A 24,347-nucleotide genomic window follows, 5' to 3' on the forward strand; every position below is an offset into this window, starting at 1 on the left:
ATCGTGAATACCCACACGTACACGCTTTTTGTTCGGGCAGCGACAATCACTGCTCTTGTGCTATCGCCCGCACTCGCATTTGCCCACGGCAAGCTTGAAAGCGCGACACCGACGGCCGGCAGCACAATCGATGGCTCGCCAGAGTCGCTTCGCCTGACGTTCAACGAGGACCTCGAGTCCACGTTCAGCACGATAAAAGTCGTCGATGCATCCGGGTCCCCTGCGACCAATGAGAAAGCAAAGGTCGACTCATCGAATCCGCGAGTGATGACGATTGCAGTTCCGAAGCTGGCTCCTGGCTCTTACACCGTGCAGTGGGCCGTTATGACGCATGATGCCCACAAGACAAAGGGCACTTACACGTTTGCGGTGAAGTGATGAACGACGGTTTCCTCGGCGTTTTGCGGCTGGCGTTTGTGGCGCTTCAAAACATCAGCTTCGCGATTGTCGTAGGCGCGTTGCTGAGTGATGCATGGTTGTCTCGCCGCACATCGCGATGGCAGACCCGGCTCAGTTGGCACCTGCTCCTCACCTTGCGCATCGCGTCGTTTGCTGTGCTTTTCTCCAGCGCTAGCGCATTCTGGATTCATTGCGCGCTGATGAGCGACTCAACACTCGCGGAAGCGGGTCCCGCTGTCCGCTCAATGCTCGTAGAGACCGGCTTTGGTCACGCATGGCTCGCAGGCGCGGGTTCCATGCTTGTCGTGACCATTCTGTCGCTTGCGCAGTCGGGACGTCCGATACGCTTTAAGCGGGTCCTTTGGCTCGCGCTCGCAAGTGTTGCTTTGTCGCGTAGCCATGCGGGCCATCCCGTCGATGCTGGCGCACTCAGCGTGCCCGTGTGGGTCGACTGGTTCCATTTGCTTTCCATCAGCGTCTGGGTCGGGCTCGTCCTCGTGACAACCTTTGTCGTTCTGCCACGCATGTTCAGTGCTCCAGTTGCGGAGCGTGCGAACAGTTCAGCGTTCGTCCGGTCGCTGTCTGACGCGGCCACGCTCGCGCTGGTCGTCCTGTTCATCACCGGTGCTTACAACGGATGGCGCGGGGTGAACACGTCTGAGAGCTTAGTGACGTCGACGTACGGGCAAGTACTGTTGCTCAAGCTCGCCCTCGTGCTCATTGCCGCCGCGCTTGGCGCACATAACCGGTTCGTTGAGATGCCGCGAATGCTTGCGTCGTTTAAGGAAGCAGGTGCAGATGCCACTGGTCGACCGCTGAAACGTTTTGCGGCTGTTCTGCGAGTCGAATCCGTCGTGCTCGCTGGCGTGGTTGGCGCCGCTGCAGTTCTTGGGTCCAGTCCTCTCCCGGGAACGTCCTAAGCGCATACCTCCTCGGACATGCGAAGAGAATGTCCGTTTAGGTGCGTGAGGGAGCCGCTCGAGTGACCGCACGCTGAAGACGGCGGATGGCTGTAATTGGCCGAGCCCTGACGGGTGGCTCACGCACGGACTTCGGCCAAAGCCGACGCTCGCCGTTCGTCCGCGGCGCGGCTGCAGCTCGCCGCATTGCTGTCATTCGCGACGCGGCGCGGTAAAAACGTCGGCATTTCGCCCGTCGAACGAGTCTTCACCACCCATAGCCCACGCCGCGTTGTCACGGATCCAAAGGCAGGTATCAAAGTGGAGCGGTCATCCAAGCGACTTCTCCGTGTGACAGTAGCCCGGCTTTCGGGCTCTGGAGCCGACCCCAATGTCAGTGGCCCCAGCGCAAATCCGTGGTGATGAGAAGCGAGCGCGCCCGGTGAATCGCCGATTGCCGCTGCCATGAGCTGCCAGTACGTCCTCCAAGCGACGTCAAATTCGACGACGTATCGACGGGCAACTTTACGGTCCAGCGGCGCGAGCTTCGCACCGCGACGCCTACTCCTCCTCTACTGCCCGAAGTAGCCGGTTACCGGACAGGGCGTAGAACATCCGCCGTGACAACGGACCGGCAGGGGCATCATCGAGGAAACGGCGCTTAAGACTCCGGTAAGGAAGGCCGCACAACATGGTCAATATCCACTGGAGGATCTCATGAGCAGATCGCTTCTTTCGTTGCGGCGTTTGCGCGCAGCTCTCTTGCTGATTTCGACCGCTACTGCAATGGCCACAGCCAACGCTGCTGCCCCTTCTGAACTTCTTAGTTCCTACCAGGCGCAGTCGGACGGTGCAGCGCCACTCCCTTCGCGGGGGCAGCTCTTCTTTAATTCTTCGCATGGTCATGAGTGGACTTGCGCCACGTGCCACGGCGCAATTCCCACACGGACGGGCAAGCATGCGGCCACGGGCAAGGCAATCACTCCCCTCGCTCCTGCGTTCAACCCGGAGCGATTCACCGACGCAGCGAAAACCGAGAAATGGTTTCGTCGCAATTGCAACGACGTGGTCGGACGGGAGTGCACCTCATCCGAAAAGGCAGATCTGCTGGCGTGGCTGCTGACGCTGAGGCCGTAAGCGACTTCTCTCCTCGAACGAACCTCTTCCTGACAGGACCGTTTCCGATGCCATTCAATCTCGTGCCCCGTTCTGTAGGAGTTTGGGTTGGCGCTCTGCTCGCGTCACTGGCGGCTTCCAGCGTGACGGCCGATGTTGATGAGACGCGTAACCAGGTCAACCTCCTGCCGAAGTATCGGCAGGAATGCGCGTCGTGCCATATCGCCTACCCGCCGGGTATGTTGTCCGCAGGATCGTGGCAACGCATTCTGAGCAATATGTCCCACCATTTCGGCACCGATGCCTCGCTTGACGCTGACTCCGTCAAACAAATCTCGACGTGGCTTGCTGCGAATTCATCGGGAGACGCAGGCGCGCCCGCGTCACCGCCCGAAGAACGCATTACCCGGTCGACGTGGTTTCGACAGGAACACGCAGAGGTATCCGCGGCTGTATGGAAACGTCCAGCAGTCAGGAGCGCATCGAACTGCGCCGCGTGCCATACCCATGCAGACCAAGGAAATTTCAATGAACACTTCATCCAGATTCCGCGATAACAACGCCGCGGCGGACGCAGAGGACAGCCGTATTCTGGTCTGGGATGCGCCCGTACGCCTGTTTCACTGGCTGTTCGCAGCCTGCTTTGCCGGTGCATGGCTGACGGCGGAAAGCGAGCATTGGCGGCTCGTCCACGTCACGCTAGGTTATACGGCGGGCGGTCTCGTGATCTTTCGGCTAGGGTGGGGACTGATCGGAACGAAGTACGCCCGTTTCTCGAGCTTCGTTCGCGGACCCGCCCGCGCGTGGCAGTATGTCCTTGATCTCTTGCGTGGCCGCCCACAACGTCATGTCGGCCACAACCCGGCAGGCGCCGTCGTCATCGTCGCCATGCTAGCTTTGGCATGCGTATTGACCATCACCGGTTGGGCGACCTATAACGATGCGGGCGGAACGTGGCTGGGTGAAGTGCACGAAGGCGTGGCCAATCTGATGCTAGCGCTGGTTGGGGTACACATCGCGGGTGTCGTCGTGAGTAGCTGGCTCCATCGGGAAAACCTCATCGGCGCGATGGTCAGCGGGCACAAATCCGGGCAACCCGACGAAGGCGTTCGACATGCATGGCGAAGTGTTGCCGCGCTGATGCTGATAGCCGTGCTCGCGTTCTGGTGGTGGCAATGGCACGGTGCACCCATGTTGCCTTTGTTCGGACATGATGTCGCTGCCGGGCAGCAAAGGTTGTCCGAATGACAGCGGTGACTGACAAAACGATTTCGTAAAATGCGGATACTGCTTATCGAAGACGATCCCTTGCTAGGCGATGGCGTTCGTGCCGGCCTGCGACAGGTAGGATTCCAGGTCGACTGGGTACGTGACGGCGCCGCTGCCGAGACGGAGTTGCGTAACGATGTGTACGCGGCGGCCGTCCTTGATCTCGGGCTGCCGCGCAAGGATGGGATTGAAGTACTATCGTCGGTGCGTCGCGCTGGCGTGACCTTGCCGGTACTCGTGCTGACTGCACGCGACACCGTTCCTGACCGTGTCCGTGGACTGGACATCGGCGCCGACGATTACGTCGTCAAGCCCATTGACTTGCAGGAACTTGCGGCTCGGCTACGGGCACTGGTACGTCGCGCGCACGGAGTGTCGCAGGAAGCCCTGCGCGTTCAAAACGTCGCCCTCGAACCCGCGACGCGATGCGTCTACAAGAATGAGGAGCCGGTAACGCTTTCCTCGCGCGAATTCGATCTGTTGCAGACCCTCATGCTGAACGCGGGCCGTGTGCTGTCCCGTGAGCAACTCGAGCAAGCCATTTACGGTTGGGGACAGGAGGTGGAAAGCAACGCAGTGGAAGTGCACATTCATCGCCTTCGTACCAAGCTCGGCAGCGACCTGATCAAGACAGTTCGTGGCGTCGGCTACGTTTTGATGCTCGAGGACTCCGCCACGCGATGATTCTGCCGCGTTCACTACAAGGCCGTCTGCTGGTCCTGGTGATCGGCGTCGTGGTCGGCGTCTGGCTGATTACCGCGCTGTTCATCTGGCGCGACGCACGTAAAGAACTTGATGAACTGCTCGACAGTCATCTCGCTCAAGCCGCAGCGCTACTAGTCATCCAGCAAACTCAGTCGATCGACGACGATGACACCATCGAATCGCGCGTGCCCCACCCCTATGCGCCTAAGGTTGTTTTTCAGATATTTCATGACGGGCAAGCGGTGGTCCGGTCTGCCAACGCACCGACCGAGCCCATGATCCCTGGGGATCGTCACATTGATAAAGGTTTCGCGACTGTGCAGATTAATGGGGAAGCTTGGCGCGTGTTTTCAATGCGCGTGCTGCGAGAAGACACCCGCGTGTACGTCGGTGAGCGTGTCGATTCCCGCACCGCGATACTGCTCGCCGTATTGCGCGGCACGCTCTGGCCGATGGCCCTTGCCCTGCCGCTTTTCGGAATTGCAACTGGGTGGGCGGTGCGGCAAGGCGTAGCACCCCTCAAACGACTGGGTCGTACGATCGCCCTGCGTGGCCCCGATGATCTTGCGCCTGTCGTAATGCCGCAAACGCCCGCCGAAATCTCCCCAGTACTCGATGCGCTCAATCAGTTGTTCGTCCGCATTCAGACTGTATGGGAGGCTGAGCGCCGTTTTACCGCGGATGCAGCCCACGAGTTGCGCACGCCGATCGCGGCGGTTCGAACGCAGGCCCAGGTCGCGCTGGCCGAAACGGATGACACGCTTCGCCAACACGCGTTGCACGCTACTCTAGAAGGGTGTGACCGTGCGACACGTCTCGTGGACCAGTTGTTGGTTCTATCGCGACTCGAGTCTGGAGCGACACTCGAGCTGACGACCGTCGATCTCAGCGCGCTCGCGCAACGGGTGGTCGCGGAACTAGCGCCGAGGTCCCTCGGCAAGCGGCAGTCATTAGAATTCGACGGTGCGAAGGATTGCCATGTCTCAGGCGACGAAACGTTGCTCGCCGCTCTGGTGCGCAATCTCGTGGACAATGCCATCCGCTACAGCCCGCCTGGCGCATCGGTGCGAATCAAGACTGACACGAACCAAGACCGAGCCGTGCTGTCAGTCGAAGACAGCGGCCCGGGGCTCGCAGATGCGGATCGGTCGAGACTGGGGGACCGCTTCTTCCGCGTGTCGGGCACGGCCGAAAGCGGCAGCGGCCTGGGCTGGTCGATCGTGCAGCGAATCGTGGACCTTCACGCAGCGGCGGTCAACGTGCGTCGATCCCGCGATCTCGGGGGGCTCGAAGTCGAGGTCAAGTGGGACGCGGTCGGCATCTGATCCGAAACGCCATAGCGCCTGCACGCCGATTACACCTACTTCGAGCGATCACCGTCGATCCTAACCCGGACCGACGCAGGAGTTCGCCTTCATCAAGCAACCGAGCCGCTACGTCTCGATGACGCAGCGCGGCTCCTCAACGCTCAACTGTTCGTCACAGGCACGCTTCGAAAGCGTGAGATAGCGCGGAGCATACCCGGCAGCGTTGCCGTAGCCGGTCGTGCGTACTACGCCCCGCTTCCGTGCTACTTCAGGCGAACGCGGCTTGATACGATTGGTTGGGCGATTTTTCTTCAAAGTCCTTCCTCTAACGAGTGAAACAATTCATCTTCTTGCGCGCAATGCAGGCGCACGATTGCATCGAGTCCATACAGTAGACGCTGGAACTCGCTCATTCCAGCGGCATCGGGTCCCTGGGGTGGCACGTTCTCCGTCATTTGCCGGAGCAACCGGGTAATTCGAAAAATCTCGCGGTGCGTGGCGCTCATTGCCGCCAACGGGTCCTCTCCGCCGACAAGACGTGCCACGCCCGGATACACCTCCAGGTCGTCGCGCCGCTCATGCGGCACAAGCTGACCTTCGAGCATCTCGTTCAAAATCGCGAGCGCTCCCGCAACCGATGTAACTGGCATACGCGGCAGCTTGTCCGCGAGTTCCCTAATTCGGTCCATCACCGGACCGAGCTCGAGGTGCTCGGTTTTGAGGTGATCCGCATCACTATGGGAAAGGGAGCCGACAGTTTCCGTCGATCGTATTCGCAAGACTCGCAGCGCGTTTGCAATGACGGCGATATCGATGATCTCCTGGAGTATCGCGCCCAGCAGAGGCGGCAAAAATCCGAAGGCGGCGACAGCCATTGCTGCAAACGAAAGCGCCATCCCCGCCATCACGCTCTGCAAAGCGATTCGCCTCGTCTGGCGCGCCACTCGCACACCCTCGACAAGCCTGTCCAGCCGATCGACCAGCAAGACGACGTCGGCTGCTTCTGACGATGCCGCGGCTCCCCGTGCACCCATCGCAACGCCGACATCGGCGGCCGCGAGCGCGGGGGCGTCGTTGATGCCATCGCCGATCATGATGACCGTCCCTCCCCGACGCGCTGCCCGAATCGCCTCGAGCTTGTCTGACGGTGTCTGCTCTGGCATCACTTCGGTCACGCCGAGCATGGCGCCCACGGTCTCGGCAACGTCGCGACGGTCCCCCGTGAGCATGACGAAGCGTCCGATGCCTTCCCGTCGCAACAGCCGCAGTGCGCGGGGGGTCTCCAGGCGGATCTGATCCGCCATCTGGAGGGCGCCCATCATGGCGCCGTCCACGCCGACAAATACTGCGGAAGCGCCCTCGTACGCCACGCGCTGAAGGAACGCTGCGCTCCACGGGGCTGGCGTTGCCAGCGACGACACAAAAGCAAACGAACCGATGGCGACTGTATGTCCTTCCACTTCGCCCTGCACGCCGGCGCCGGGCTGCTCAACGACCTGGCGGGGTGCCGCAAGAACAAGATTACGCTCGCGCGCGGCCGTGGCTACCGATTCCGAGATGACGTGGGCAGAGGCCTGACTGAGAGACGCAGCGAACCGCAACACAGTCTCCGGTGAAGCGCCCGGGGCGGTTTCTATCGAGACGAGGCGTGCGTATCCGCCTGTCAGCGTTCCTGTCTTGTCGAAGAACAGTACGCTAGCGCGCGCCAGCCTCTCCAGTGCCCCACCGCCTTTGATCAGCACCCCACGTCTGGCGCAACGCGACATGCCGGAGACGACGGCCACGGGGACCGCAAGAATCAGCGGGCAAGGCGTGGCGACGACAAGTACTGCGAGAGCCCGAACCAGGTCGCCGGTTGCGAGCCAGCTTCCTCCCGCAAGCACCAGTGCAGCGAGCACGAACAGCAGCGCAAAACGGTCGGCAAGACGCGTTGCTGGACTCCGTTCATGCTGAGCGGACTCCACCATGCGGACGATCCCGGCAAACGTGCTGTCTCCGGCGCTCGCAGCAGCGATCATCTCGAACGCGGCTCCCACGTTGACGACACCACTACTCACCGTTTCGCCCGGCGATCGCTGTCGGATGACGGACTCGCCGGTGAGCGTGGATTCGTCGAGTTGCGCGTGGCCTACCAGCGAGCCGTCGACGGGAACGAACTCGCCATTTCGAACGAGCAGAGGATCGCCTGGACGCACGGTGTCCAATTCAACGCGGCGCCACTCTCCGGCTTCGAATCGATTGGCCTGACGCGGAGCGCGACTCAAGAGCGCGGTCATTTCCCGACGCGCCCGCTGCTCTGCATATTGTTCGAGCGCCCGTCCACTCGCGACCATCAAGGCAATCACCGCGGCCGTCAGAAATTCGCTGAGACCCAGAGCGAACCCGATCGCAAGCAGAGCCAGCACATCGACGCCCGCTTCTCGCCGCCGCAGCGCCTTCACAACGGATACCAATAGCGCGAGCAGGACGGGCAAGGTTCCAGCTGTCCAGAGGGCGTGCGCGACTGCGCCGTTGCCGGACATGACGAACGGTAAGCCTGCAATCAGGCTTACCGCCGAGATCAGCAGCAGTGCAAAATCGGCTGAGTCTAACAGGCGTGACATGACGGGTTGATAGAAATGAGTCGAGATCCGACGCGGGACGAGTCCTCTGCGGCTCAATTTGAACCGCGAGCAGGGTCAAAGTGTATGGACGCATCCCTTACATTTGCTTGATCAGCATCAACTATCCCTCTCCACCGGATGGGATCCTTGCTGCGACCTGATTGATCCGTGTCAATCCTGGCGTCCCGTCGCACGAGCAAGCTAGAAAGAATGTCAATCGGCGGGGGTGCCATGTCGACGCTGGCAACGCTGTTCGTTGTCGTACTGCTGCTCAATCTCGTGCCTGCGTTCGCGCCGCCCACATGGATGGCCATGTCCTGGGTCGGGTTCAATTATTCCAAGGGCAATCCATTCGTATTTGCCATCGTTGCCGCAAGCGCAGCAACCATTGGACGGCTGGTGCTGGCCAGGTCTTCGCGCTCCCTGGTGCGAGGACGGCTGATGCGCGAATCCGACCGGGAAAACATTGATGCGGTTGAAGTGTGGCTAAAGAAGCGCAGAAAGCTGACAGTTGGCGCCTTCTTCTTATATGCCCTGGGTCCGCTTCCTTCCAACTACCTGTTCATCGCATATGGCCTGTCGGGGTTGCCACTCCGAGTCATCGGCGTCGCTTTCTTTGTCGGCCGTGCGATCAGCTATTCAGTCTGGGCTCATCTTGGACGGTTCGCTTCCGCGTTCGTCGATCCGGAGTCCGAGTTCGAAGGCGGATATCTGAGTGGCTACTTCATCATTACCCGGTTGACCCTGCTCACTCTCGTGTACTTGCTTATGAAGTTTGACTGCAAGATGCCTGATTGAGCAACGCAAGCTAAGGTGGCGACGCCCTGTCAGCCGTGCGCCTGTCGCTGAGCACGGGCGGACCACGAAAGATTGAGCACATCGATACAAGGCGTCGATTGTTCATAGCGTTACCCCTCGAAGCACCGAGATGGATCGCCACCTAACCCTCTGTGCAAACCGAGCATTCTTCGGTGGCGGACAAGATCAAGAATACTCAAAGATGCAACGAGCGGCTGCGACATCATGCAACGCGAAACTGAGTGTCGGCGTAAGTCGCTCGATGGGGCGCCAATTGATTGCAACCCGATGCCGTTTAGTCGGCCATACGTTGACGTGCATCAAATCTCGACATGCGCGCGGTCATAGGCTGGCTGAAACACCAAGTACGACCGTCCACGGGACTTCGTCTTCGCCACCAGAACAATTTCAGGAGATGTGTCATGGCACGCAGCCTTGTCTTTGTTTCGAATGTGGCAACCGCACTTGCCATTTTCCTGTCCTCGCTCGCTCATGGCGAGCAATTGGCGAGAATCTCGACGCATTCACACCGCTACGGTGGTCAAATCGACATCTCCGCTTATAACGATCCCCTTTTGAAGGGCGTCGCCTGCTACGTTTCAAGATCACACGACGAAAATGCCCTGGGTGGAAACTCTCCGCCGACGCGTACGCCTGACGCGCAGGCTTCGTGTCATCAAGTAGGCAAGCTGACGATGCCAAACCAGGTCCCCAAACAGGCGCAGGTGTTCGACGAGTCCGTGGATCCAATCTTCAGGGTCGTTCACGTATTCCGGATTCTCGATCCGAGCAGGCTAACGGTGCTGTATTTCAGTTACACGGAAAGTGAACTCGCAGGGGACCTGCCTGGTCATGTTGACGTGATCCGATTGCCTATACGCGGCCGGCAAACCGCGGAATAAGAGATGGCCATCCATTCGTTCACGTTGCCGAGGAATGCGCCCAGGTCTCGGCTGCACTTCGATCACACGAGCGCGCCTGTATGTTCCGGCGAACATCGCGTCGGCCCCTTCTCCGTGGAGGGCCCGTTCTCTCCGTCAACATTCCGCCCGGTCTGTTTTCGCACGGGGCACCCCTGTTGCGCGCCAACCCCGCTCGACCGCGTTCCTGCCATCCGCGACAGAGAATTGCTAGACTGGGCGGTTCCCGAATGCCCACTCGAGCAGCTAAAGGTTCTCGGTGGTAAGTAAGCGGACGCGCCAATACAGATATCGCTCCCTACACATCCTCTTAATTTAAATAGAAACTTGGCCAAGCAGATGTGGAAGCAACGCTGCAAAACAAGAAGCAGCTGTTCAAAGTGCGCAGTCATGGCGGCTTCACGCTGGTCGAAATCATGGTCGTGATCGCGATTCTTGGCATTCTCGCCGCACTGATCGTGCCGAAGGTCATGAGCCGTCCGGACGAGGCGCGCCGCGTCGCCGCGCACCAAGAGATCGGTACCATCATGCAGGCGCTCAGGCGCTCAAGCTGTATCGCCTGGATAACGGCCGGTATCCGACGCAGGGGCAGGGGTTGCGCTCGCTGATCAAAAAGCCATCAACCGATCCGGTGCCGAACAACTGGAGGGACGGCGGCTATCTGGAGCACCTGCCAAACGATCCGTGGGGCGGCCAGTATCAGTATCTGAATCCGGGCGTGCACGGCGAAATCGACGTGTTCAGCTATGGAGCGGACACCAAAGCAGGTGGCGAAGGCAACGATTCCGACGTCGGCTCCTGGGAGTAGCCTTAGCAATGCGAAGCCGAAATTCGGCCGGAACGACTGTGGAAATGGCGGATGGTGAGTCGGCTGGATTTCCTTGTACAGCTGAACCGCATCAATGAACCGTTCGCGGCACCTCGAACGCGGCTTGCCAACGCGCGGCAGATCGTGTCATCGGGCAACTGGTGATTGCTTGGGCGGTGGCGGCGCTTCGAAATCAGCCCCGCGTCACCCTCGGCTCGATAGCGATTGGCCAGGCGCTCGACCTGCCGCCGACTCATGCCCAGCCTCTCGGCGGCACGCCAGGTCATCAGCCGTCCATCGACGACGGCTTCGACGACCTTCAGCCGATCGACTTCGCGCATGGTCATGGTGATCGTCTCGATCTCGCTCATGGCTGGCCTCCGCAGCGTGCGAAAACCAGTCCAGCTTGCCCTCGAAATACCTGCGGTGCGACATCTGTACTTTGCTCAAGTACGACATTACAACTTTGCCGTGACACTCGGAACATTGTTAGTAAAGCTTATGTAAAGTCGGTTAGAAAGGCGGCAGACGAAAGCTGCCGCACACACCGCCGAGGCGCCATGAAGAAAACCGGGATGAGCAGCGACGCTCGCACGGCCCTGCGAGATCGATCCGCCGCCTAGTGCCCGAATCGTCGCACGAAACGATAGAAGATCCACGGATGAATCTTCAGCATCGCCATGACCAGCGACAGCTTCGGCCGATGGTCCGAAACCATGCCGAGCAAGTGCCTGAGACGAAGCCTCTGCGCGACGCTATCCAGAATAGGCTCGGCTGACCGATACGTCGGCGCCTTGATCGCTGCCTGAAACGCGATGGTCCGAAAGCCATAGACATATTTCAGCCTGAAGAAAAGCTTCCGGTAATTTCTTATCGGCATGGACGCCGTGCTCTTCTCTACCCGATCCATGATCGCAAAGATGTCAATGATCTTCGGATTGAATCGTGTCGAGATGCCCGATTCGCGATACATGTACGAATACAAGGTATCGGGCATGAGACGAACGACGCTGGCTTTACCGAGCGTCTGGACCGAAACACAAATATCCTCGTAGATCAGCCCCGTCGGATGCTCGATCGCGAGGAAGATCGAGCGGCGTACTAACTTGTTGAAGCAGTACGCCTGCAACGTCAAGTCGAGAATTTTCTCTACGGCTTCAACACCGCTCATGACGGTATCGCCGGCTTCGACGCGATAATTGATCTTGCCGTCCGGGCTAATATTCTCGGCGGCAAAAATTACGATATCCGCATTGAGCTTCTCCGCTTCTTCGGCGACCCGGCGTATGAGATCGTGATGAACGTGATCATCGCTGTCCACGCAGAGCACATATTCGCCGCTCGCGGCGAGTGCCGCAATCCTGCGAGTCTCTGCGAGCCCCTTGTTTTCAGCATTTTTGATGAACTTCCAGCGAATTCTGCTTTGCTGTTCGAGGATGCGTAAGGTCATTTCCCCGGAGCGGTCAGGACTGCTGTCGTCGACGGCGATGATTTCGAAATCGGTGGAAGTCTGCGACAGTAGTGAGTCGAGGCATTCTTCGATATACGGCTCGACTTTGTACACGGGCACCAGCACACTGATTTTCGGCGGTTCTGACATGAAGTTTCGTCCCTATAACTGCACGTGAGTGCTTTATTCAGGAAAACGACTAGTGCCACAGGAGTTTACCCGATGAACGGCGTGGATGTGCGGCTTTGGGCGAAGACAGATCGGAGGCTTGAACGTCTCACGTGCCGAGAAGCCGCCTGCACCACGCGCGCGCATGATGTGAAAAAGGGCGCTTTCTCGCCCTTCTTATCCGATGAAGGGCAAATGCCCGCTTACTTCGCCCCCAGCAAATGCGGCAAAAACTGCGGGATATGCGGGAAGAAGATGATCAGCAGCAGGTCGATCACCAGCGCGAAGATAAAGGGAAGAATCGCGCGTGTCGCCTTCTCTACCGACACGCCGCCGATCGAAGCCGCCGTGAAGAGACAGAAACCTATCGGCGGCAGATTGATGCCGATGGCCGAGTTGATCAGCACGATCACGCCGAACACGACCGGATCGATGTGCATCTGCACGACGAGCGGCAGGAACACCGGAATCACGACGGCAATGCTCGAGATCGTTTCGAGCACGGTATGCGCGGCGATGAGAAACAGGTTGATGAGGATCAGCAGCACGATCGCGCTCGTGGTGATCGCGAGAAAACTATTCGCGACGTGCAGCGGAATCTGCGCTTCGATCAGATAGCGCCCAAGCACGAACGCGAGCCCGAGCAGGAACGAGACACGCGTGGTGTTCACTGAAGTTCGCACCAGAATGTCCTTGAAATGCGAGAGCTTCAGCGTCCGAAAGATAAACGCGCTCACCAGCGTCACATAGACGGCCGCGACCACGCCCGCCTCCACCGGCGTGAAGATGCCGCCGAGGATGCCGCCCAGAATGATGACCGGCGTGAGCAGCGCCCAGAACGCTTCGCGGAAGGTCGTCCACAGCTTGCGCCCATCGAACGGCTCGACGGCGCTGTAGCCCTTCTTCACCGCGGTCACGTAATTGACGATCATGAACGACGCGACCACCAGCAGCATCGGAATGATACCGGCGATGAACATCGTGCCGACCGACACGTTGGCCGTATAGGCATAGACGAGCATGCTCATCGACACGGGCGAGAGCAGCCCGAGCGAGCCCGCCGCCGATTGCAACGCCACCGCGAACGCGCGGTTATAGCCCTTCTTCACCATGCCGGGAATCATCACCGAGCCGATGGCTGCCGTGTCGGCCGTCGCCGAGCCGGAAAGGTCCGCGAAGAACATGCTCGCAACGATCGTCACCTGGCCGATGCCGCCGCGCATGAAGCCCACCAGTGCCTGCGAAAATTCGATGATGCGCTTCGACACGCCGCCCGAATCCATGATCGCGCCCGTCAGCATGAAGAACGGAATGGCGAGCAGGCCGACGTTGTTGAGGTTCGAAAAAAGCTGCTGCGGAATCACGAGCAGCGACGTGCCGTTGATCGACAGCGCGAGCGTCGCCGCAATGCCGATGCAGATGGCCACCGGCACGCCGAGCCCGAGCAGCCCTGCTCCAAATGCGATTGCCCACATGATGTTTTTCCTAGAGATGTTCGGACACGCCCTCGACGAGCGTGGCGTCGGTCTGCGTCTGCGGCGCAAGATGCGAGACGGCGATCCGCACCAGCGAATGAAACGCGAGCAGCGCGCCGCACACCGGAATCGAGAGATACGGATAGACCATCGAGATCGGAATCGACGCGGCGGTTTCGGTGCCCATCAGCGCGAGCATGTCCGTGCCGTACAGGACGAACACCGCGCCGAGCGCAAGGATCGCGCAGTCGGTGAAGTCCTTGAGCAGCGGCGCGAACGCAGCCGGCACGCGATCGGCCAGCACGCGCACTTCCGGATGCGCGCGCAGCTTCACGCCGGCCGCGGCGCCGAGGCACGTCAGCCACACGAACAGATACGCCGACACTTCGTCGGACCACGACAGCGAATCGTGCAGCACGAAGCGGAAGATCACCCCGAGCCCCGCGACGATCACCGCCCCGAGCAAAAGGCAGCTACAGACGAACAGATTGATCTTCAGCACGATGCCGTCAACGAACATCAAGCCGCGCGCGAGCTTTTCCATGCGTGTCGCCTCCCGTGGTGCCTGGGTTGTGCGGTGGCCGTCGTTCGCATCCGTCATTTCGATGCGACCGCCGGCGCCTGCTTGGCCGAATTGATCTCCTGATACAGCGCCGGGCCGTCCGGAATCTTGCCGATCAGTTCGTCGCGCGCGGTCTTGGTCGCTTGCGCCCACGGCGCGGTATCGACCGTCGTGACCTGAATGCCCTTCGCTTTCATCGCGGCGATCGCGGCGTCGTATTCGCGCTTGTACTCCTTGAGATCGAAGTCCGCCGCGATCTTCGCCGAGTCCTGGAACGCCTTCTGATCGGCGGGCGAAAGCTTGTCCCACGCGCTCTTGCTCATCGCCAGCACGACCGGCAGATAGTTCACATGCGTCACGTAGAAGTGCTTGGCGACGTCGGAGAATTTGTCCTGAACGAACTGCTCGGGCGAAGTATCGGCGCCATCGACGAGACCTTGCGACAGCGCGAGAAACAACTGGTTGTAGGCGAGCGGCGTCGGATTCGCGCCGAGTGCCTTGTAGCCCGCGATATAGCCGGGGCTTTGCATCACGCGCACCTTGAGGTCCTTCATGTCCGCGAGCGACGTGACCGGACGTTTGGTCGTGAACAGGTTGCGTTCGCCGACCGCGAGCCACGTCAGGCCGATCATGTTCACCGGCTTCATCATGTCGAGATACTTACGCCCGACCGGGCCTTGCAGCACGCCGTTCGCCTCGTCCATGCTGGAGAAGAGATACGGCATATCGAAGATCTGCCATTGCTTGATCGTGTTGTCGATCGGCGCCTGCGCGGAGATCATCAACTCCTGCGTGCCGGTGCGCAGCGCCTGCGTCATCTGCACTTCGCCGCCGAGCTGCGATTGCGGGAACAGTTGAATCTCGATGTGACCGTGCGTGCGGGCGGCGACTTCCTTCGCGAAGACCTGCGCGGTCAACTGATAGTGATTGTCCGGCGCCAGCGTGTGACCGAGCTTCATCACGACCTTGTCCTGCGCGCTCGCGCCAGACGACGCCGCCACGCACATCGCGGCGAGCGCCGCGCTCATCGCCATGCGCAGCATGCTCTGCGCTCTGAAAAGCGAACTCATGTTGTCTCCTTGCTCGATATGGATACCGCCCGGCGAGTGCGCCGCATCGTTCGGTGCGAGTGCCCGGTGCGAATGCGGAGCCGGCGGGTTGACGCAAGTATTTGTGATCGCGGCGAGGGTGCGTTAGGACCAGTCGTCGAATTTCTTGGACTTTTTTACGCTGCCCTTTCGCATCGCCGGGTCCGATGCAAAAAAGTCCAAAAGATCGCGCGAACCGTCCTACCGGTTGCCTGTAACGCGTCTTTAAAGTGACTTCCAAGCCGGCGATGCAACATCAGCACGCATCGTTCAGCGTTAACCCCAACTCATCCGAGAAGAAACATCGACATGGCCAAACGCCCTCATATGGATTGCTATGCAATCGGCGACACCGCCGATTTCGCCAAGACCGTCTCCGAATACGATATCTACGGCTTTGCCGGCATCGTCGGCGATTTCTACGCCGTGCATCTCAACGAGGAATACGCGAAGGGCACGCGCTTCGAAAAGCGCATCGCGCAGGGCTGCCTGTCGGTCGGCTTCCTTTCCACGGTGATGGGATACATGGCGGCGAAAGCGCCGAGCCCCGGCGCCGTATCGTATCGCTACGACATCACCTTTAACGCGCCGGTGTTCATCGGCGACACGGTGAGCGCGCGTCTCACGCTCGAAGAAAAGGATGAAGAGCGCAACGTGTGCATCTTCGCCGCCGACGTGACGCGCCAGGACGGCGTGGTCGTGGCATCGGGCAAGACCTATCTGAAAGTGCTGTGACGCCATGACGAACGACACGCTTCCCGTTCTCGCGTCGCAGCATGGCGCGCTGCGCCTCCTGACGCTCAATCGCGCCGACAAGCTCAACGCGTTCACGCCCGACATGCTCGCGGCGCTCGAAGCCGAAATCGCCGATGCGCTCGCCGACGACGCGACGCGCGTGATCGCGCTCACCGGCAGCGGCGCAAAGGCGTTCGCCGCGGGCAACGACATCGAGCGGCTCGTGTCGCTCGACGGCGTCTCTGCTTATCGCGACATGGTGGCCGGACAGCGCGCGCTGTTGCGTCTGCATGAAAGCGCGAAGCCGACCATCGCGATGGTCAACGGCTACGCGCTCGGCGGCGGCTTCGAACTGGCGCTCGCGTGCGACTTCATCGTGGCATCGAGCGAGGCGAGCTTCGCATTTCCCGAGATCACCCTGAACACCATGCCCGGCTGGGGCGGCACGCAACTCGCCGTCGCCAAGATGGGGCTCGCGTGCGCGAAACGCTTCGTGATGAGCGGCAGGCGCTTTTCCGCGCGCGAATGCGAGGCGTTCGGCTTCATCCACGAAATCGCCGCGCCCGCGAAACTGTTCGACGCCGTGCGCGCGCTGGCCGACACCCTCGCCTCCTACGATCCGTTCGCGGCCGAGATGGCGAAGCGCGCGCTGAATCGCGCGAGCGACATGCCCTTGTCCGCCGGACTCGACTTCGAGGCCGCGCAATACGCGGTGAATTTTTCGAGCGAAGGCGCGCGCGCGGGCCTGGGCCACTTCGTGGAACGCAAACGCGCACGCCGCGCCGCGCGAGCCGACACCGCACCGGTCACGCCATGACGACAACCTTCAATCAACCTCACTGGCTCGGCGAAGAGCACACGATGATGCGCGAGGCCGTGCGCCGTTTCGCCGAGAAGGAAATCGCACCGCAATCGGAGACGCTCTGGGAGCAGGAAGCGTTTCCCTACGCGATCTGGCGGCAGGCCGGCGAACTCGGCTTCACGGGCTTGCCGTATCCCGACGAATTCGGCGGCGGTGGCGGCGACTGGCTGTCGTTCGTGATCGTGCTCGAAGAACTCGCGCGCGTGGACTGCGCCGTCGCCAATGCGCTCATGGCGAACTCGACCGTCGCGAGCCTGTTGAACAACTACGGCACGCCGCAGCAGAAAGCGCGTTTCTTGCGCCCCATTCTCGACGGCACGCAGATCGGCGCGATCGGATTGTCCGAGCCCGACGCCGGTTCCGATGCGGCGAATATCGGCACGCGCGCGGTCTTCGACGGCGAACGCTGGATCATCGACGGTGCGAAGACGTTCATCAGCAATTCGGGTACGGAGATCGGCGGGCCGACCGTGATCGCGGCTGTCACCGGCACGCGACCCGACGGCCGCAAGGAGATCTCCAACTTCATCGTGCCGCAAGGAACGCCCGGCTATGGCAAGGGCAGAAAGCTGCGCAAGATCGGCTGGCGCGCATCGATCACGCACGAACTGTTCTTCGAGCAATGCGCGATTCCCGCCGATCAACTGCTGGGCGAACGCGGCGCGGGCTTGCGTCAGACGCTCGCGCAGATCAGCACGGGGCGCATTCTGATCGGCGCGCTCGCGCTCGGCATCCTGCAGGGCTCGCTGGATCGCTCGGTCGCGTACATGAAGGAGCGCCGCGCGTTCGGACGCGCGATCGCCGAGTTCCAGGCGCTGCAATTCAAGATCGCCGACATGGCGGCCGATGCGCACGCCGCGCGTCTGATGCTCTACGACGCCGCCGCGTCGAAAGATGCCGGCGCGCCCTTCGATGTGCAGGCGTCGCAAGCCAAGCTGTTCGCCACCGAGCACGCGATGAAAGCCGCGCATCAGGCATTGCAGATTCACGGCGGCTACGGCGTCATGGCCGAGTTTCCCGTCGCGCGCGCATTCGGCGATGCGAAGGTGCTGGAGATCGTCGAAGGCACGTCGGAAATACAACGCATGATCATCGCGCGCACGCTGCTCGCGTGATCGCGCGCTGAAACCGAGAGGAGAATGTTCATGCTGGAAGGCATCAAGGTGCTGAGTTTCACGCATTTCCTGCAAGGCCCCGCCGCCGTGCAGATGCTCGCCGATGTCGGCGCGGATGTCATCAAGATCGAACCGCCCGGCGGCGCGTTCGAACGTAGCTGGACCGGCGCGGACGCGTTCATCGAAGGCGTGAGCGTGTTCTTTCTGCTCGGCAACCGCAATCAGCGCAGCATCTCGCTCGATCTGCGCGACGAAGCCGCGCGCGAGATCGTGTGGCGTCTGATACGCGAAGCCGACGTGCTCGTCGAGAACTATCGTCCCGGCGTGCTCGACAAGATGGGCTTCGGCTACGCGCAGGTGCACGAAGTCAATCCGCGTCTCGTGTATTGCTCGTGTACCGGCTACGGTTCGTCCGGGCCTTATCTGAAACGTCCGGGCCAGGATCTGCTCTTGCAGGCGATGAGCGGACTGACCATGCTGTCCGGCGATGCCGAATCGCCGCCCACGCCGGTCGGTTCCGCCATCGTCGATCAGCATGCGGCCGTACTCGCCGCATTCGGCGTGGTGGCCGCGTTGCAGGCGCGCGAGCGCACGGGCGCCGGCACGCGCATCGAGAGCAATCTGCTCAACGCCGCGCTCGATCTGCAAATCGAGCCGTTCACGTATTACATGAACAAGGGGCCGTTGTGGGCACGCACGCATCCGCCGATGGGCAGCCGTTTTCATCCCGCGCCGTATGGCGTGTACCGGACGCGTGACGGTTATATCGCGATGTCGCTCACGCCGACGCAGAAGCTCGCGAATGCGCTGTCGTGTCCCGCGCTCGCCGAATTCACGCATCCGAAGGACAACGTGCGAAGGCGCGACGAGATCAATCGCCTTGTCTATGACACGCTGAAAACGCGCACGACCGAGGACTGGATGCGCACCTTCGAGGAACACGATATCTGGTTCGCGCCCGTCAACGACTACGAGCAGGTGGAGCAGGACCCGCAAGTCGCGCACAACGAAATGATCCTGTCGTTCGATCACAAGGAAGCGGGACCGGTGCGCGTGCTCGCGCATCCTGTGCGCTACGACGGCGCGGCGCCGCCCTTGCGGCGGCATCCGCCGAAACAGGGACAACATACCCGCGAAGTGCTCGCGGAACTGGGCTACACGCCGCAGGAAATCGACGGCTATGTCGAACGCGGCATCGCATTGACATCGAGGAGAGAAGCATGAGCGCACAACCGAACAACTGGCCGGCGCTCTTGCGCTTCGACGACGTCGAGATCGGCCGTACGCAGGTGAACGTGCACACGGTCACCGAGGCCGAAGTGGACGCGTTCGGGCACCTGTCCGGCGATCTGAACCCGCTGCACATGCAGCACGCCTTCGCCGAATGCTCGCCGTTCGGACGGCGCGTCGTGCATGGCCTGTTGACGGCCGCGCTGGTGTCGGCGGCGCACACCGAACTGACAGGGCCAGGCTTCGTGTATGTCGGACAGGAGCTGCGTTTTCTGGGGCCGGTGTATATCGGCGATACGGTGACGATCGGCGTATGCGTCGTCGAAAAGAAGCCCGCGAAACACATTCTCGTGATGGACACGACCGTGCGCAATCAACAAGGGCACGTCGTGCTGAGCGGACTTTCCGCGCTGAAGGAACTGCGCTTCGACCATGCGCTGATGGCGCGCAGCGCGGCGGCGTGACATCGCCGCGCGGGCCGCATGGTGTAAATGCCAGTTAGCCGGCGGGCGCGGGCACGGCTACACTCGTGCAGTCGCCCGCGCCGCGCGGGCATGCAGGCGGGCGCGAAGACACTCGCCGCCGACGGAGGAGACAGTTGGATACCGCATGTTGCTGTCACGTTCCGGTGATCCGGATCGAGGACTACGAATACGGCGCACACGTCAAGACGCCGGACTTTCATCTCGCGCCGATCGAGGCGCTCAAGTCGACGCTGGTCTATCCGCATCGGCACGACTTCTATCACATGATGTGGGTGCTCGCGGGCAGCGGCTCGCATGTGATCGATTCGGTGCGCTACGACGTGCGTCCCAACACGCTCTACTTCATGGCGCCGGGACAGATTCACGATCTGGATCTTTCGGCCGACACGCTCGGCTATTCGCTCAGCTTTTCGTCGGAGTTTTTCGCGTTCCGCGTGCAGAACCGCCATACCGAAACCGAAGTGCCCGTCTACAACTTCGAGCAGCTCGCGCCGTGCGTCAATCTGAGCGACGCGCAGGTGCGCGAACTGGCGCGCGTGATGGACGGCATTCGCCATGAGTATCAGGAGGAACAGGTCGGCTACACCGACGCGATCTGGGCCTACTTGCACGTTTTCCTGATCAAGGTCGCGCGCATGTGCGACGCCGCCGCCATGCGAGATGCCGCCGCGACGCGCAGCGTGCTGCTGTCGCGCCGCTTCAAGAGTCTGCTGGAGAAGCATTTTCGCTCGGTCAACGAGGCGGCCGATTACGCGCGCCTGCTCAACGTCACGGAGCGCGCGCTCAACGAGGCGACGCGTCAGGCGCTCGGCAGCACCGCGCCCAAGCTGATCCGCGAGCGCGTGATGCTGGAGGCCAAACGGCTGCTGCTGCACTCCGAAGTGAATGTCGCGGAGATCGCCGCGATGCTCTCGTTCGACGATCCTGCCTACTTCAGCCGATGCTTTCGCAAGCACACGGGCCGCTCGCCGATCGACTATCGGCGCAGCCTCGACAAGCTGCACATCTGAGCGTCGTCATGTGCCGCTTCGATGCGGAAATGTCCAACAGTTCATGCGTTTCATCCTAACGCGCTCGCGCAGGCGCTTCTTAGAATCGTCCTGCGAATGACGAACTCAAGGAGACGCCGTGTCGAACGCAATGAACCCGCTGTCACTCAGCGAGAACCAGGCAAAGCTGTTTCGCGAAACACTCGATAAAACCGCGCAGAAGGTCGCTTCCGACGAGCTGACCTTCGGCGTCGAATTCCCGCAAGTCACCGGTCCCGATGGTCAATGGGTGCGTCTGCCCGCGTCGCTCTCTGCGGGCTACGACGGCGACGCATGGAGCCACGGCAACTGGTTCTGCGGCTTCTGGGTCGGCTTGCTGCTGAGTTCGTATCTGCACACCGGCGAGGCGCGCTTTCTCGAATGGGCGCGTGCCCGCATGCTGCTCGTGCGCCAGCGCGCGCAGGATCCGAACACGCATGACATCGGCTTTATCTTCGATAGCAGCGCGGTGCCGGGGCATCACATCACCGGCGACGCGTGGTTCGCCGATATCGCGCTCGAAGCCGCGGACAAGCTGCGCGCCCGGCTCGTGACCACGCGCGGCGGCGCCTATCTCGCGTCCTGGGGGCCGATCTCCGATCCGCGCGGCCGCAGCGCCTCCGCGATCGACACGATGGCCAATCTGTCGCTGCTCTACTGGGCCGCCAATCACGCCGACGACGGCAGCTACCGGCACGCCGCGGACGCGCACGCCGAGATGACCGCGCGCGCCTTCGTGCGCGCCGACGACTCGACCTATCACGCCGTCGAATACGACGTGGAGAGCGGCGCGCGCAAACGCGGCTACACGTTCCAGGGCGCGTTCGACGAATCCGCATGGAGCCGCGGCCAGGCCTGGGCGATCTACGGATATGTGAACTCCGCGCGGGAAACCGGCAAGCGCGGCTATCTGGACCTCGCCGAGCGTCTCGCCGATTACTACCTGCGCCGCCTCGAAGGGCGTCAGGTGCCGCCGTGGGACTTCGATGCGACCGGCCGCGACGCCGAGATCAAGGACACGGCCGCCGCCGCCGTGGTGGCGTCGGCGTTGCTGGAGATGGCACGCGTGCATCCCGATGCGCACGCTGCGGGCAAATGGCAAGGCCACGGCCTCGCGATGCTCGAAGCGCTCTGCCGCGACGAATTCACACGCGACGGTCAGCACGGGCTGCTGCATAACTCGTGTTACTCGAAGCCGCACAATATCGGCGTCGACGGTGCGACCATGTTCGGCGACTTCTACTTCGTCGAGGCGCTATGCCGCGCCGTGCATCCCGGCAAGCTGCGCCCGCTCGACGACACGCGCATTGCGCTCGCCTGAGGGTCTCACGAAGCCATCGCCGGCAACGCGGCGCGCGCAATCGATAACCCGCGCGCGCCGGATTACCGATCTGCGTGGGCAACTGCTCCTCGCATTGCAAAGCTAGCGCGCATTTTCATCGAGCACGAGAAGGTTGTCGTGAGAAAACCCGAGCGCTACCGGCTGCCCGCGCTCCGGCAGGGTCCTGTTGGGATCGTTGAAGACATCGAGCGATACGACCGCGTTGCTGACCCGCGCACGAATGCGCACCACGGCGCCGAGAAAGCTGATCTGCTCGACGGTGGCCGCGAGCGAATTCCGTCCGTTCGACGGCGGCTCCAGGATGATCGCTTCGGGGCGCAGCGCCAGCAATCGTTCCTTGCCGGCATCATCCGGCGGCAGTGGGCGCGACGTCACGAGCTCCTGACCATCGACCGCGATGCGCCCGCTTCCGGGATCGATCACGCGCCCGGCGAGAATGTTCAGCGTCCCGACGAACGATGCGACGAAGCGCGTGCGCGGAAAATTGTAGATGTCGAGCGGCGAGCCGATCTGTTCCACGCGCCCGTCGTTCATCACGACGATGCGGTCGGAGATCGACAACGCCTCTTCCTGATCGTGCGTGACGAAAATCGATGTAATGCCGAGCTCGCGCTGCAGCGCCCGAATGTCCTCGCGTAATGACACGCGGATTTTCGCGTCGAGCGCGGACAGCGGTTCGTCGAGCAACAGCACCTGCGGCTTGCTCGCGAGCGCGCGCGCCAGCGCCACGCGCTGTTGCTGTCCGCCCGACAATTGCCACGGATAACGCGCGGCGAGTTGCGGCAGCTTGATGAGTTCGAGCATCTCGGCGACGCGCGCGTCGATCTCCTTCTGCGAACGCTTCGCGACCTTCAACGCGAAGCCGATGTTCTGCGCCACCGTCATGTTCGGGAAAAGCGCATAGGCCTGAAACACCATGCCGACGGCGCGGTCGCGCGTACGCATGTGCGTGACGTTGCGTCCATTCAGACGGATCGTGCCGCGCGTGGGCGTTTCGAATCCGGCGATCATGCGCAGCACCGTCGTCTTGCCGCAACCCGACGGACCGAGAAACGTGATGAATTCGCCCTGCTCGATCGTCATGTCGAACCGATGCAGCGCGACGTTCGGCCCGAACGTTTTGTGAAGATCGTCGATTTCGAGAAATGGCATAAGTCGCGGCCTCGTCGGCTCAGGTTTTATGGCCGGCCAGTGCGCGCGCCGATCCGAACACCTGGATCAGGCCCATCGATGCCCATGTGACGACGAACGCGATGATCGCCAGCGCCGAGGGCTCGTATGCGCGATTCGCGCCGATCAGTTGCAGATAAGGTCCGAACGCCGGACGGTCCAGCAGGCTCGCGATCGTGAATTCGCCGATCACGACGGCGAACGTCAGGAACGCGCCGGACAGAATGCCCGAGCGCACGTTGGGAAAGATCACGCGGAAAAGGATCGTCGTCCAGCCGGCGCCGAGACATTCGGCGGCTTCGGTCAGCGAGCGGACGTCGACGGCGCGCATGCCCGCATCGACGGCGCGGTACATGTACGGTAACGACAGCGTGACGTAGCCGAAGACGAGCAGCAGATCGGTCGCGCGCTCGTTGCTGGTGAGCGGCAGGATGGAACTGCTGTTATAGATGCGCAGATAACCGAACACGATCACGATGGCCGGTATCACGAGCGGCAGCAAAGTGATGAACTCTACGACGGGCCGCAGCTTCGGCAGACGCAATTGCACCCAGTACGCGGTCGGCACGACGAGCAGCACGCCGATCACGATGGTGAGCAGGCCCATGAGCACCGAGTAGCCGAACGAAGCCTGAAAACGCGGATCGCCGAGAACGACGCGATACGCGTCGAAGCTGTAAGCGTCGCGGCGCATCCGCAGGCTGAATTCGAAGGTGGCGGCGAGCGGAATCACAAAATACATCGTGCCGACGATCATCGCGATCCAGGCGCCCGCGCGCGATTGCGTCTTCATGCGCGTCTTCATGCGCGTCT

Annotated in this window: 22 protein-coding genes and 3 pseudogenes; 17 read left to right on the forward strand and 8 right to left on the reverse strand. The window is 61.6% G+C overall.

The window, feature by feature from the left end:
• Window positions 1–3 precede the first annotated feature (3 nt).
• The 7 genes from copC (at window position 4) to NCS02_RS25915 (ending at window position 5,713) form a co-directional block, all read left to right on the forward strand.
• Complete coding sequence (gene copC, locus NCS02_RS25885) at window positions 4–378, forward strand: copper homeostasis periplasmic binding protein CopC (protein ID WP_244808400.1); 375 nt, start codon at window positions 4–6, stop codon at window positions 376–378.
• Window positions 378–1,319 carry a CopD family protein gene (locus NCS02_RS25890; protein ID WP_244808399.1) on the forward strand — a complete coding sequence of 314 codons (942 nt, stop codon included), beginning with the start codon at window positions 378–380 and terminating at the stop codon, window positions 1,317–1,319. The genes copC and NCS02_RS25890 overlap by 1 nt, the downstream gene beginning before the upstream one ends.
• A 696-nt stretch (window positions 1,320–2,015) precedes the next feature.
• Window positions 2,016–2,435 carry a DUF1924 domain-containing protein gene (locus tag NCS02_RS25895; RefSeq protein ID WP_244808398.1) on the forward strand — a complete coding sequence of 140 codons (420 nt, stop codon included), beginning with the start codon at window positions 2,016–2,018 and terminating at the stop codon, window positions 2,433–2,435.
• A 47-nt stretch (window positions 2,436–2,482) separates the two neighbouring features.
• Window positions 2,483–2,971 carry a diheme cytochrome c gene (locus NCS02_RS25900; RefSeq protein WP_250523348.1) on the forward strand — a complete coding sequence of 163 codons (489 nt, stop codon included), beginning with the start codon at window positions 2,483–2,485 and terminating at the stop codon, window positions 2,969–2,971.
• Window positions 2,943–3,662, forward strand: a complete 720-nt coding sequence (locus NCS02_RS25905) for a cytochrome b/b6 domain-containing protein (RefSeq protein ID WP_244808396.1) — start codon at window positions 2,943–2,945, stop codon at window positions 3,660–3,662. Before NCS02_RS25900 ends, NCS02_RS25905 begins: the two co-directional genes overlap by 29 nt.
• Before the next feature lie 30 nt (window positions 3,663–3,692).
• On the forward strand, window positions 3,693–4,367 hold the full coding sequence (locus tag NCS02_RS25910; RefSeq protein WP_244808395.1) for a winged helix-turn-helix domain-containing protein: 675 nt from the start codon (window positions 3,693–3,695) through the stop codon (window positions 4,365–4,367).
• Window positions 4,364–5,713 carry an ATP-binding protein gene (locus NCS02_RS25915; RefSeq protein ID WP_250523349.1) on the forward strand — a complete coding sequence of 450 codons (1,350 nt, stop codon included), beginning with the start codon at window positions 4,364–4,366 and terminating at the stop codon, window positions 5,711–5,713. Before NCS02_RS25910 ends, NCS02_RS25915 begins: the two co-directional genes overlap by 4 nt.
• Window positions 5,714–6,006: 293 nt before the next feature.
• On the opposite strand, the gene NCS02_RS25920 is transcribed toward NCS02_RS25915, so the two are convergent.
• Window positions 6,007–8,298, reverse strand: coding sequence for a heavy metal translocating P-type ATPase (locus NCS02_RS25920; RefSeq protein ID WP_250523350.1), 2,292 nt, complete (start codon window positions 8,296–8,298; stop codon window positions 6,007–6,009).
• A gap of 231 nt (window positions 8,299–8,529) precedes the next feature.
• On the opposite strand from NCS02_RS25920, the pseudogene NCS02_RS25925 reads away from it, so the two are divergent.
• The 3 genes and pseudogenes from NCS02_RS25925 (at window position 8,530) to gspG (ending at window position 10,824) form a co-directional block, all read left to right on the forward strand.
• Window positions 8,530–9,172, forward strand: a pseudogene (locus NCS02_RS25925) (SNARE-associated domain-containing protein).
• A gap of 346 nt (window positions 9,173–9,518) precedes the next feature.
• A complete protein-coding gene (locus tag NCS02_RS25930) occupies window positions 9,519–9,998 on the forward strand; it encodes a CreA family protein (protein WP_250479178.1) in 480 nt (159 codons plus the stop codon).
• Window positions 9,999–10,432: 434 nt separating this feature from the next.
• A pseudogene (gene gspG, locus NCS02_RS25935) lies at window positions 10,433–10,824 on the forward strand (type II secretion system major pseudopilin GspG).
• A 128-nt stretch (window positions 10,825–10,952) separates the two neighbouring features.
• Here the strand turns inward: gspG and NCS02_RS25940 are convergent.
• The 5 genes and pseudogenes from NCS02_RS25940 to NCS02_RS25960 all read right to left on the reverse strand — a co-directional run.
• Window positions 10,953–11,195: pseudogene (locus tag NCS02_RS25940) on the reverse strand (helix-turn-helix domain-containing protein); the annotation flags it as partial.
• Between the two features lie 248 nt (window positions 11,196–11,443).
• Window positions 11,444–12,424, reverse strand: a complete 981-nt coding sequence (locus NCS02_RS25945) for a glycosyltransferase family 2 protein (protein WP_008346637.1) — start codon at window positions 12,422–12,424, stop codon at window positions 11,444–11,446.
• 221 nt (window positions 12,425–12,645) lie between these two features.
• Entirely contained in the window at window positions 12,646–13,917 is a 1,272-nt protein-coding gene (locus NCS02_RS25950; RefSeq protein ID WP_008346639.1) for a TRAP transporter large permease, read from the reverse strand.
• Between the two features lie 10 nt (window positions 13,918–13,927).
• Window positions 13,928–14,461, reverse strand: coding sequence for a TRAP transporter small permease (locus tag NCS02_RS25955; protein WP_008346641.1), 534 nt, complete (start codon window positions 14,459–14,461; stop codon window positions 13,928–13,930).
• A 53-nt stretch (window positions 14,462–14,514) separates the two neighbouring features.
• Window positions 14,515–15,549: a TRAP transporter substrate-binding protein gene (locus NCS02_RS25960; RefSeq protein ID WP_008346643.1), complete on the reverse strand. Its 1,035-nt coding sequence runs from the start codon at window positions 15,547–15,549 to the stop codon at window positions 14,515–14,517.
• Between the two features lie 327 nt (window positions 15,550–15,876).
• Between NCS02_RS25960 and NCS02_RS25965 the strand changes: the two genes are divergently transcribed.
• The 7 genes from NCS02_RS25965 (at window position 15,877) to NCS02_RS25995 (ending at window position 22,343) form a co-directional block, all read left to right on the forward strand.
• On the forward strand, window positions 15,877–16,302 hold the full coding sequence (locus tag NCS02_RS25965) for a MaoC family dehydratase (protein WP_033535795.1): 426 nt from the start codon (window positions 15,877–15,879) through the stop codon (window positions 16,300–16,302).
• A 4-nt stretch (window positions 16,303–16,306) separates the two neighbouring features.
• Window positions 16,307–17,119, forward strand: coding sequence for an enoyl-CoA hydratase/isomerase family protein (locus NCS02_RS25970; RefSeq protein ID WP_250520050.1), 813 nt, complete (start codon window positions 16,307–16,309; stop codon window positions 17,117–17,119).
• Window positions 17,116–18,279, forward strand: a complete 1,164-nt coding sequence (locus NCS02_RS25975; protein WP_175981674.1) for an acyl-CoA dehydrogenase family protein — start codon at window positions 17,116–17,118, stop codon at window positions 18,277–18,279. Before NCS02_RS25970 ends, NCS02_RS25975 begins: the two co-directional genes overlap by 4 nt.
• Window positions 18,280–18,309: 30 nt before the next feature.
• Window positions 18,310–19,503, forward strand: a complete 1,194-nt coding sequence (locus NCS02_RS25980) for a CaiB/BaiF CoA transferase family protein (protein ID WP_250479179.1) — start codon at window positions 18,310–18,312, stop codon at window positions 19,501–19,503.
• On the forward strand, window positions 19,500–19,973 hold the full coding sequence (locus NCS02_RS25985) for a MaoC family dehydratase (RefSeq protein ID WP_175981670.1): 474 nt from the start codon (window positions 19,500–19,502) through the stop codon (window positions 19,971–19,973). Before NCS02_RS25980 ends, NCS02_RS25985 begins: the two co-directional genes overlap by 4 nt.
• A gap of 134 nt (window positions 19,974–20,107) precedes the next feature.
• Window positions 20,108–21,004, forward strand: coding sequence for a helix-turn-helix domain-containing protein (locus NCS02_RS25990; protein ID WP_175981668.1), 897 nt, complete (start codon window positions 20,108–20,110; stop codon window positions 21,002–21,004).
• Between the two features lie 118 nt (window positions 21,005–21,122).
• Window positions 21,123–22,343: a glycoside hydrolase family 88 protein gene (locus NCS02_RS25995; RefSeq protein ID WP_250456928.1), complete on the forward strand. Its 1,221-nt coding sequence runs from the start codon at window positions 21,123–21,125 to the stop codon at window positions 22,341–22,343.
• A gap of 102 nt (window positions 22,344–22,445) precedes the next feature.
• Here the strand turns inward: NCS02_RS25995 and NCS02_RS26000 are convergent, their stop codons facing one another.
• Window positions 22,446–23,516, reverse strand: coding sequence for an ABC transporter ATP-binding protein (locus tag NCS02_RS26000; protein WP_008346656.1), 1,071 nt, complete (start codon window positions 23,514–23,516; stop codon window positions 22,446–22,448).
• Window positions 23,517–23,535: 19 nt separating this feature from the next.
• Window positions 23,536–24,327, reverse strand: a complete 792-nt coding sequence (locus tag NCS02_RS26005; protein WP_008346658.1) for an ABC transporter permease — start codon at window positions 24,325–24,327, stop codon at window positions 23,536–23,538.
• Window positions 24,328–24,347: the final 20 nt, after the last annotated feature.

This window comes from Caballeronia sp. NCF2 (genome assembly GCF_023631205.1).
GTDB lineage: Bacteria > Pseudomonadota > Gammaproteobacteria > Burkholderiales > Burkholderiaceae > Caballeronia > Caballeronia zhejiangensis.

Excerpts from the sequence above, each read along its gene's own strand:
- NCS02_RS25890 (WP_244808399.1), top strand. The coding sequence starts at position 378 with ATGAACGACGGTTTCCTCGGCGTTTTGCGGCTGGCGTTTGTGGCGCTT.
- NCS02_RS25895 (WP_244808398.1), top strand. The coding sequence starts at position 2,016 with ATGAGCAGATCGCTTCTTTCGTTGCGGCGTTTGCGCGCAGCTCTCTTG.
- NCS02_RS25900 (WP_250523348.1), top strand. The coding sequence starts at position 2,483 with ATGCCATTCAATCTCGTGCCCCGTTCTGTAGGAGTTTGGGTTGGCGCT.
- NCS02_RS25905 (WP_244808396.1), top strand. The coding sequence starts at position 2,943 with ATGAACACTTCATCCAGATTCCGCGATAACAACGCCGCGGCGGACGCA.
- NCS02_RS25910 (WP_244808395.1), top strand. The coding sequence starts at position 3,693 with ATGCGGATACTGCTTATCGAAGACGATCCCTTGCTAGGCGATGGCGTT.
- NCS02_RS25915 (WP_250523349.1), top strand. The coding sequence starts at position 4,364 with ATGATTCTGCCGCGTTCACTACAAGGCCGTCTGCTGGTCCTGGTGATC.
- NCS02_RS25920 (WP_250523350.1), bottom strand. The coding sequence starts at position 8,298 with ATGTCACGCCTGTTAGACTCAGCCGATTTTGCACTGCTGCTGATCTCG.
- NCS02_RS25930 (WP_250479178.1), top strand. The coding sequence starts at position 9,519 with ATGGCACGCAGCCTTGTCTTTGTTTCGAATGTGGCAACCGCACTTGCC.
- NCS02_RS25945 (WP_008346637.1), bottom strand. The coding sequence starts at position 12,424 with ATGTCAGAACCGCCGAAAATCAGTGTGCTGGTGCCCGTGTACAAAGTC.
- NCS02_RS25950 (WP_008346639.1), bottom strand. The coding sequence starts at position 13,917 with ATGTGGGCAATCGCATTTGGAGCAGGGCTGCTCGGGCTCGGCGTGCCG.
- NCS02_RS25955 (WP_008346641.1), bottom strand. The coding sequence starts at position 14,461 with ATGGAAAAGCTCGCGCGCGGCTTGATGTTCGTTGACGGCATCGTGCTG.
- NCS02_RS25960 (WP_008346643.1), bottom strand. The coding sequence starts at position 15,549 with ATGAGTTCGCTTTTCAGAGCGCAGAGCATGCTGCGCATGGCGATGAGC.
- NCS02_RS25965 (WP_033535795.1), top strand. The coding sequence starts at position 15,877 with ATGGCCAAACGCCCTCATATGGATTGCTATGCAATCGGCGACACCGCC.
- NCS02_RS25970 (WP_250520050.1), top strand. The coding sequence starts at position 16,307 with ATGACGAACGACACGCTTCCCGTTCTCGCGTCGCAGCATGGCGCGCTG.
- NCS02_RS25975 (WP_175981674.1), top strand. The coding sequence starts at position 17,116 with ATGACGACAACCTTCAATCAACCTCACTGGCTCGGCGAAGAGCACACG.
- NCS02_RS25980 (WP_250479179.1), top strand. The coding sequence starts at position 18,310 with ATGCTGGAAGGCATCAAGGTGCTGAGTTTCACGCATTTCCTGCAAGGC.
- NCS02_RS25985 (WP_175981670.1), top strand. The coding sequence starts at position 19,500 with ATGAGCGCACAACCGAACAACTGGCCGGCGCTCTTGCGCTTCGACGAC.
- NCS02_RS26000 (WP_008346656.1), bottom strand. The coding sequence starts at position 23,516 with ATGCCATTTCTCGAAATCGACGATCTTCACAAAACGTTCGGGCCGAAC.
- NCS02_RS26005 (WP_008346658.1), bottom strand. The coding sequence starts at position 24,327 with ATGAAGACGCAATCGCGCGCGGGCGCCTGGATCGCGATGATCGTCGGC.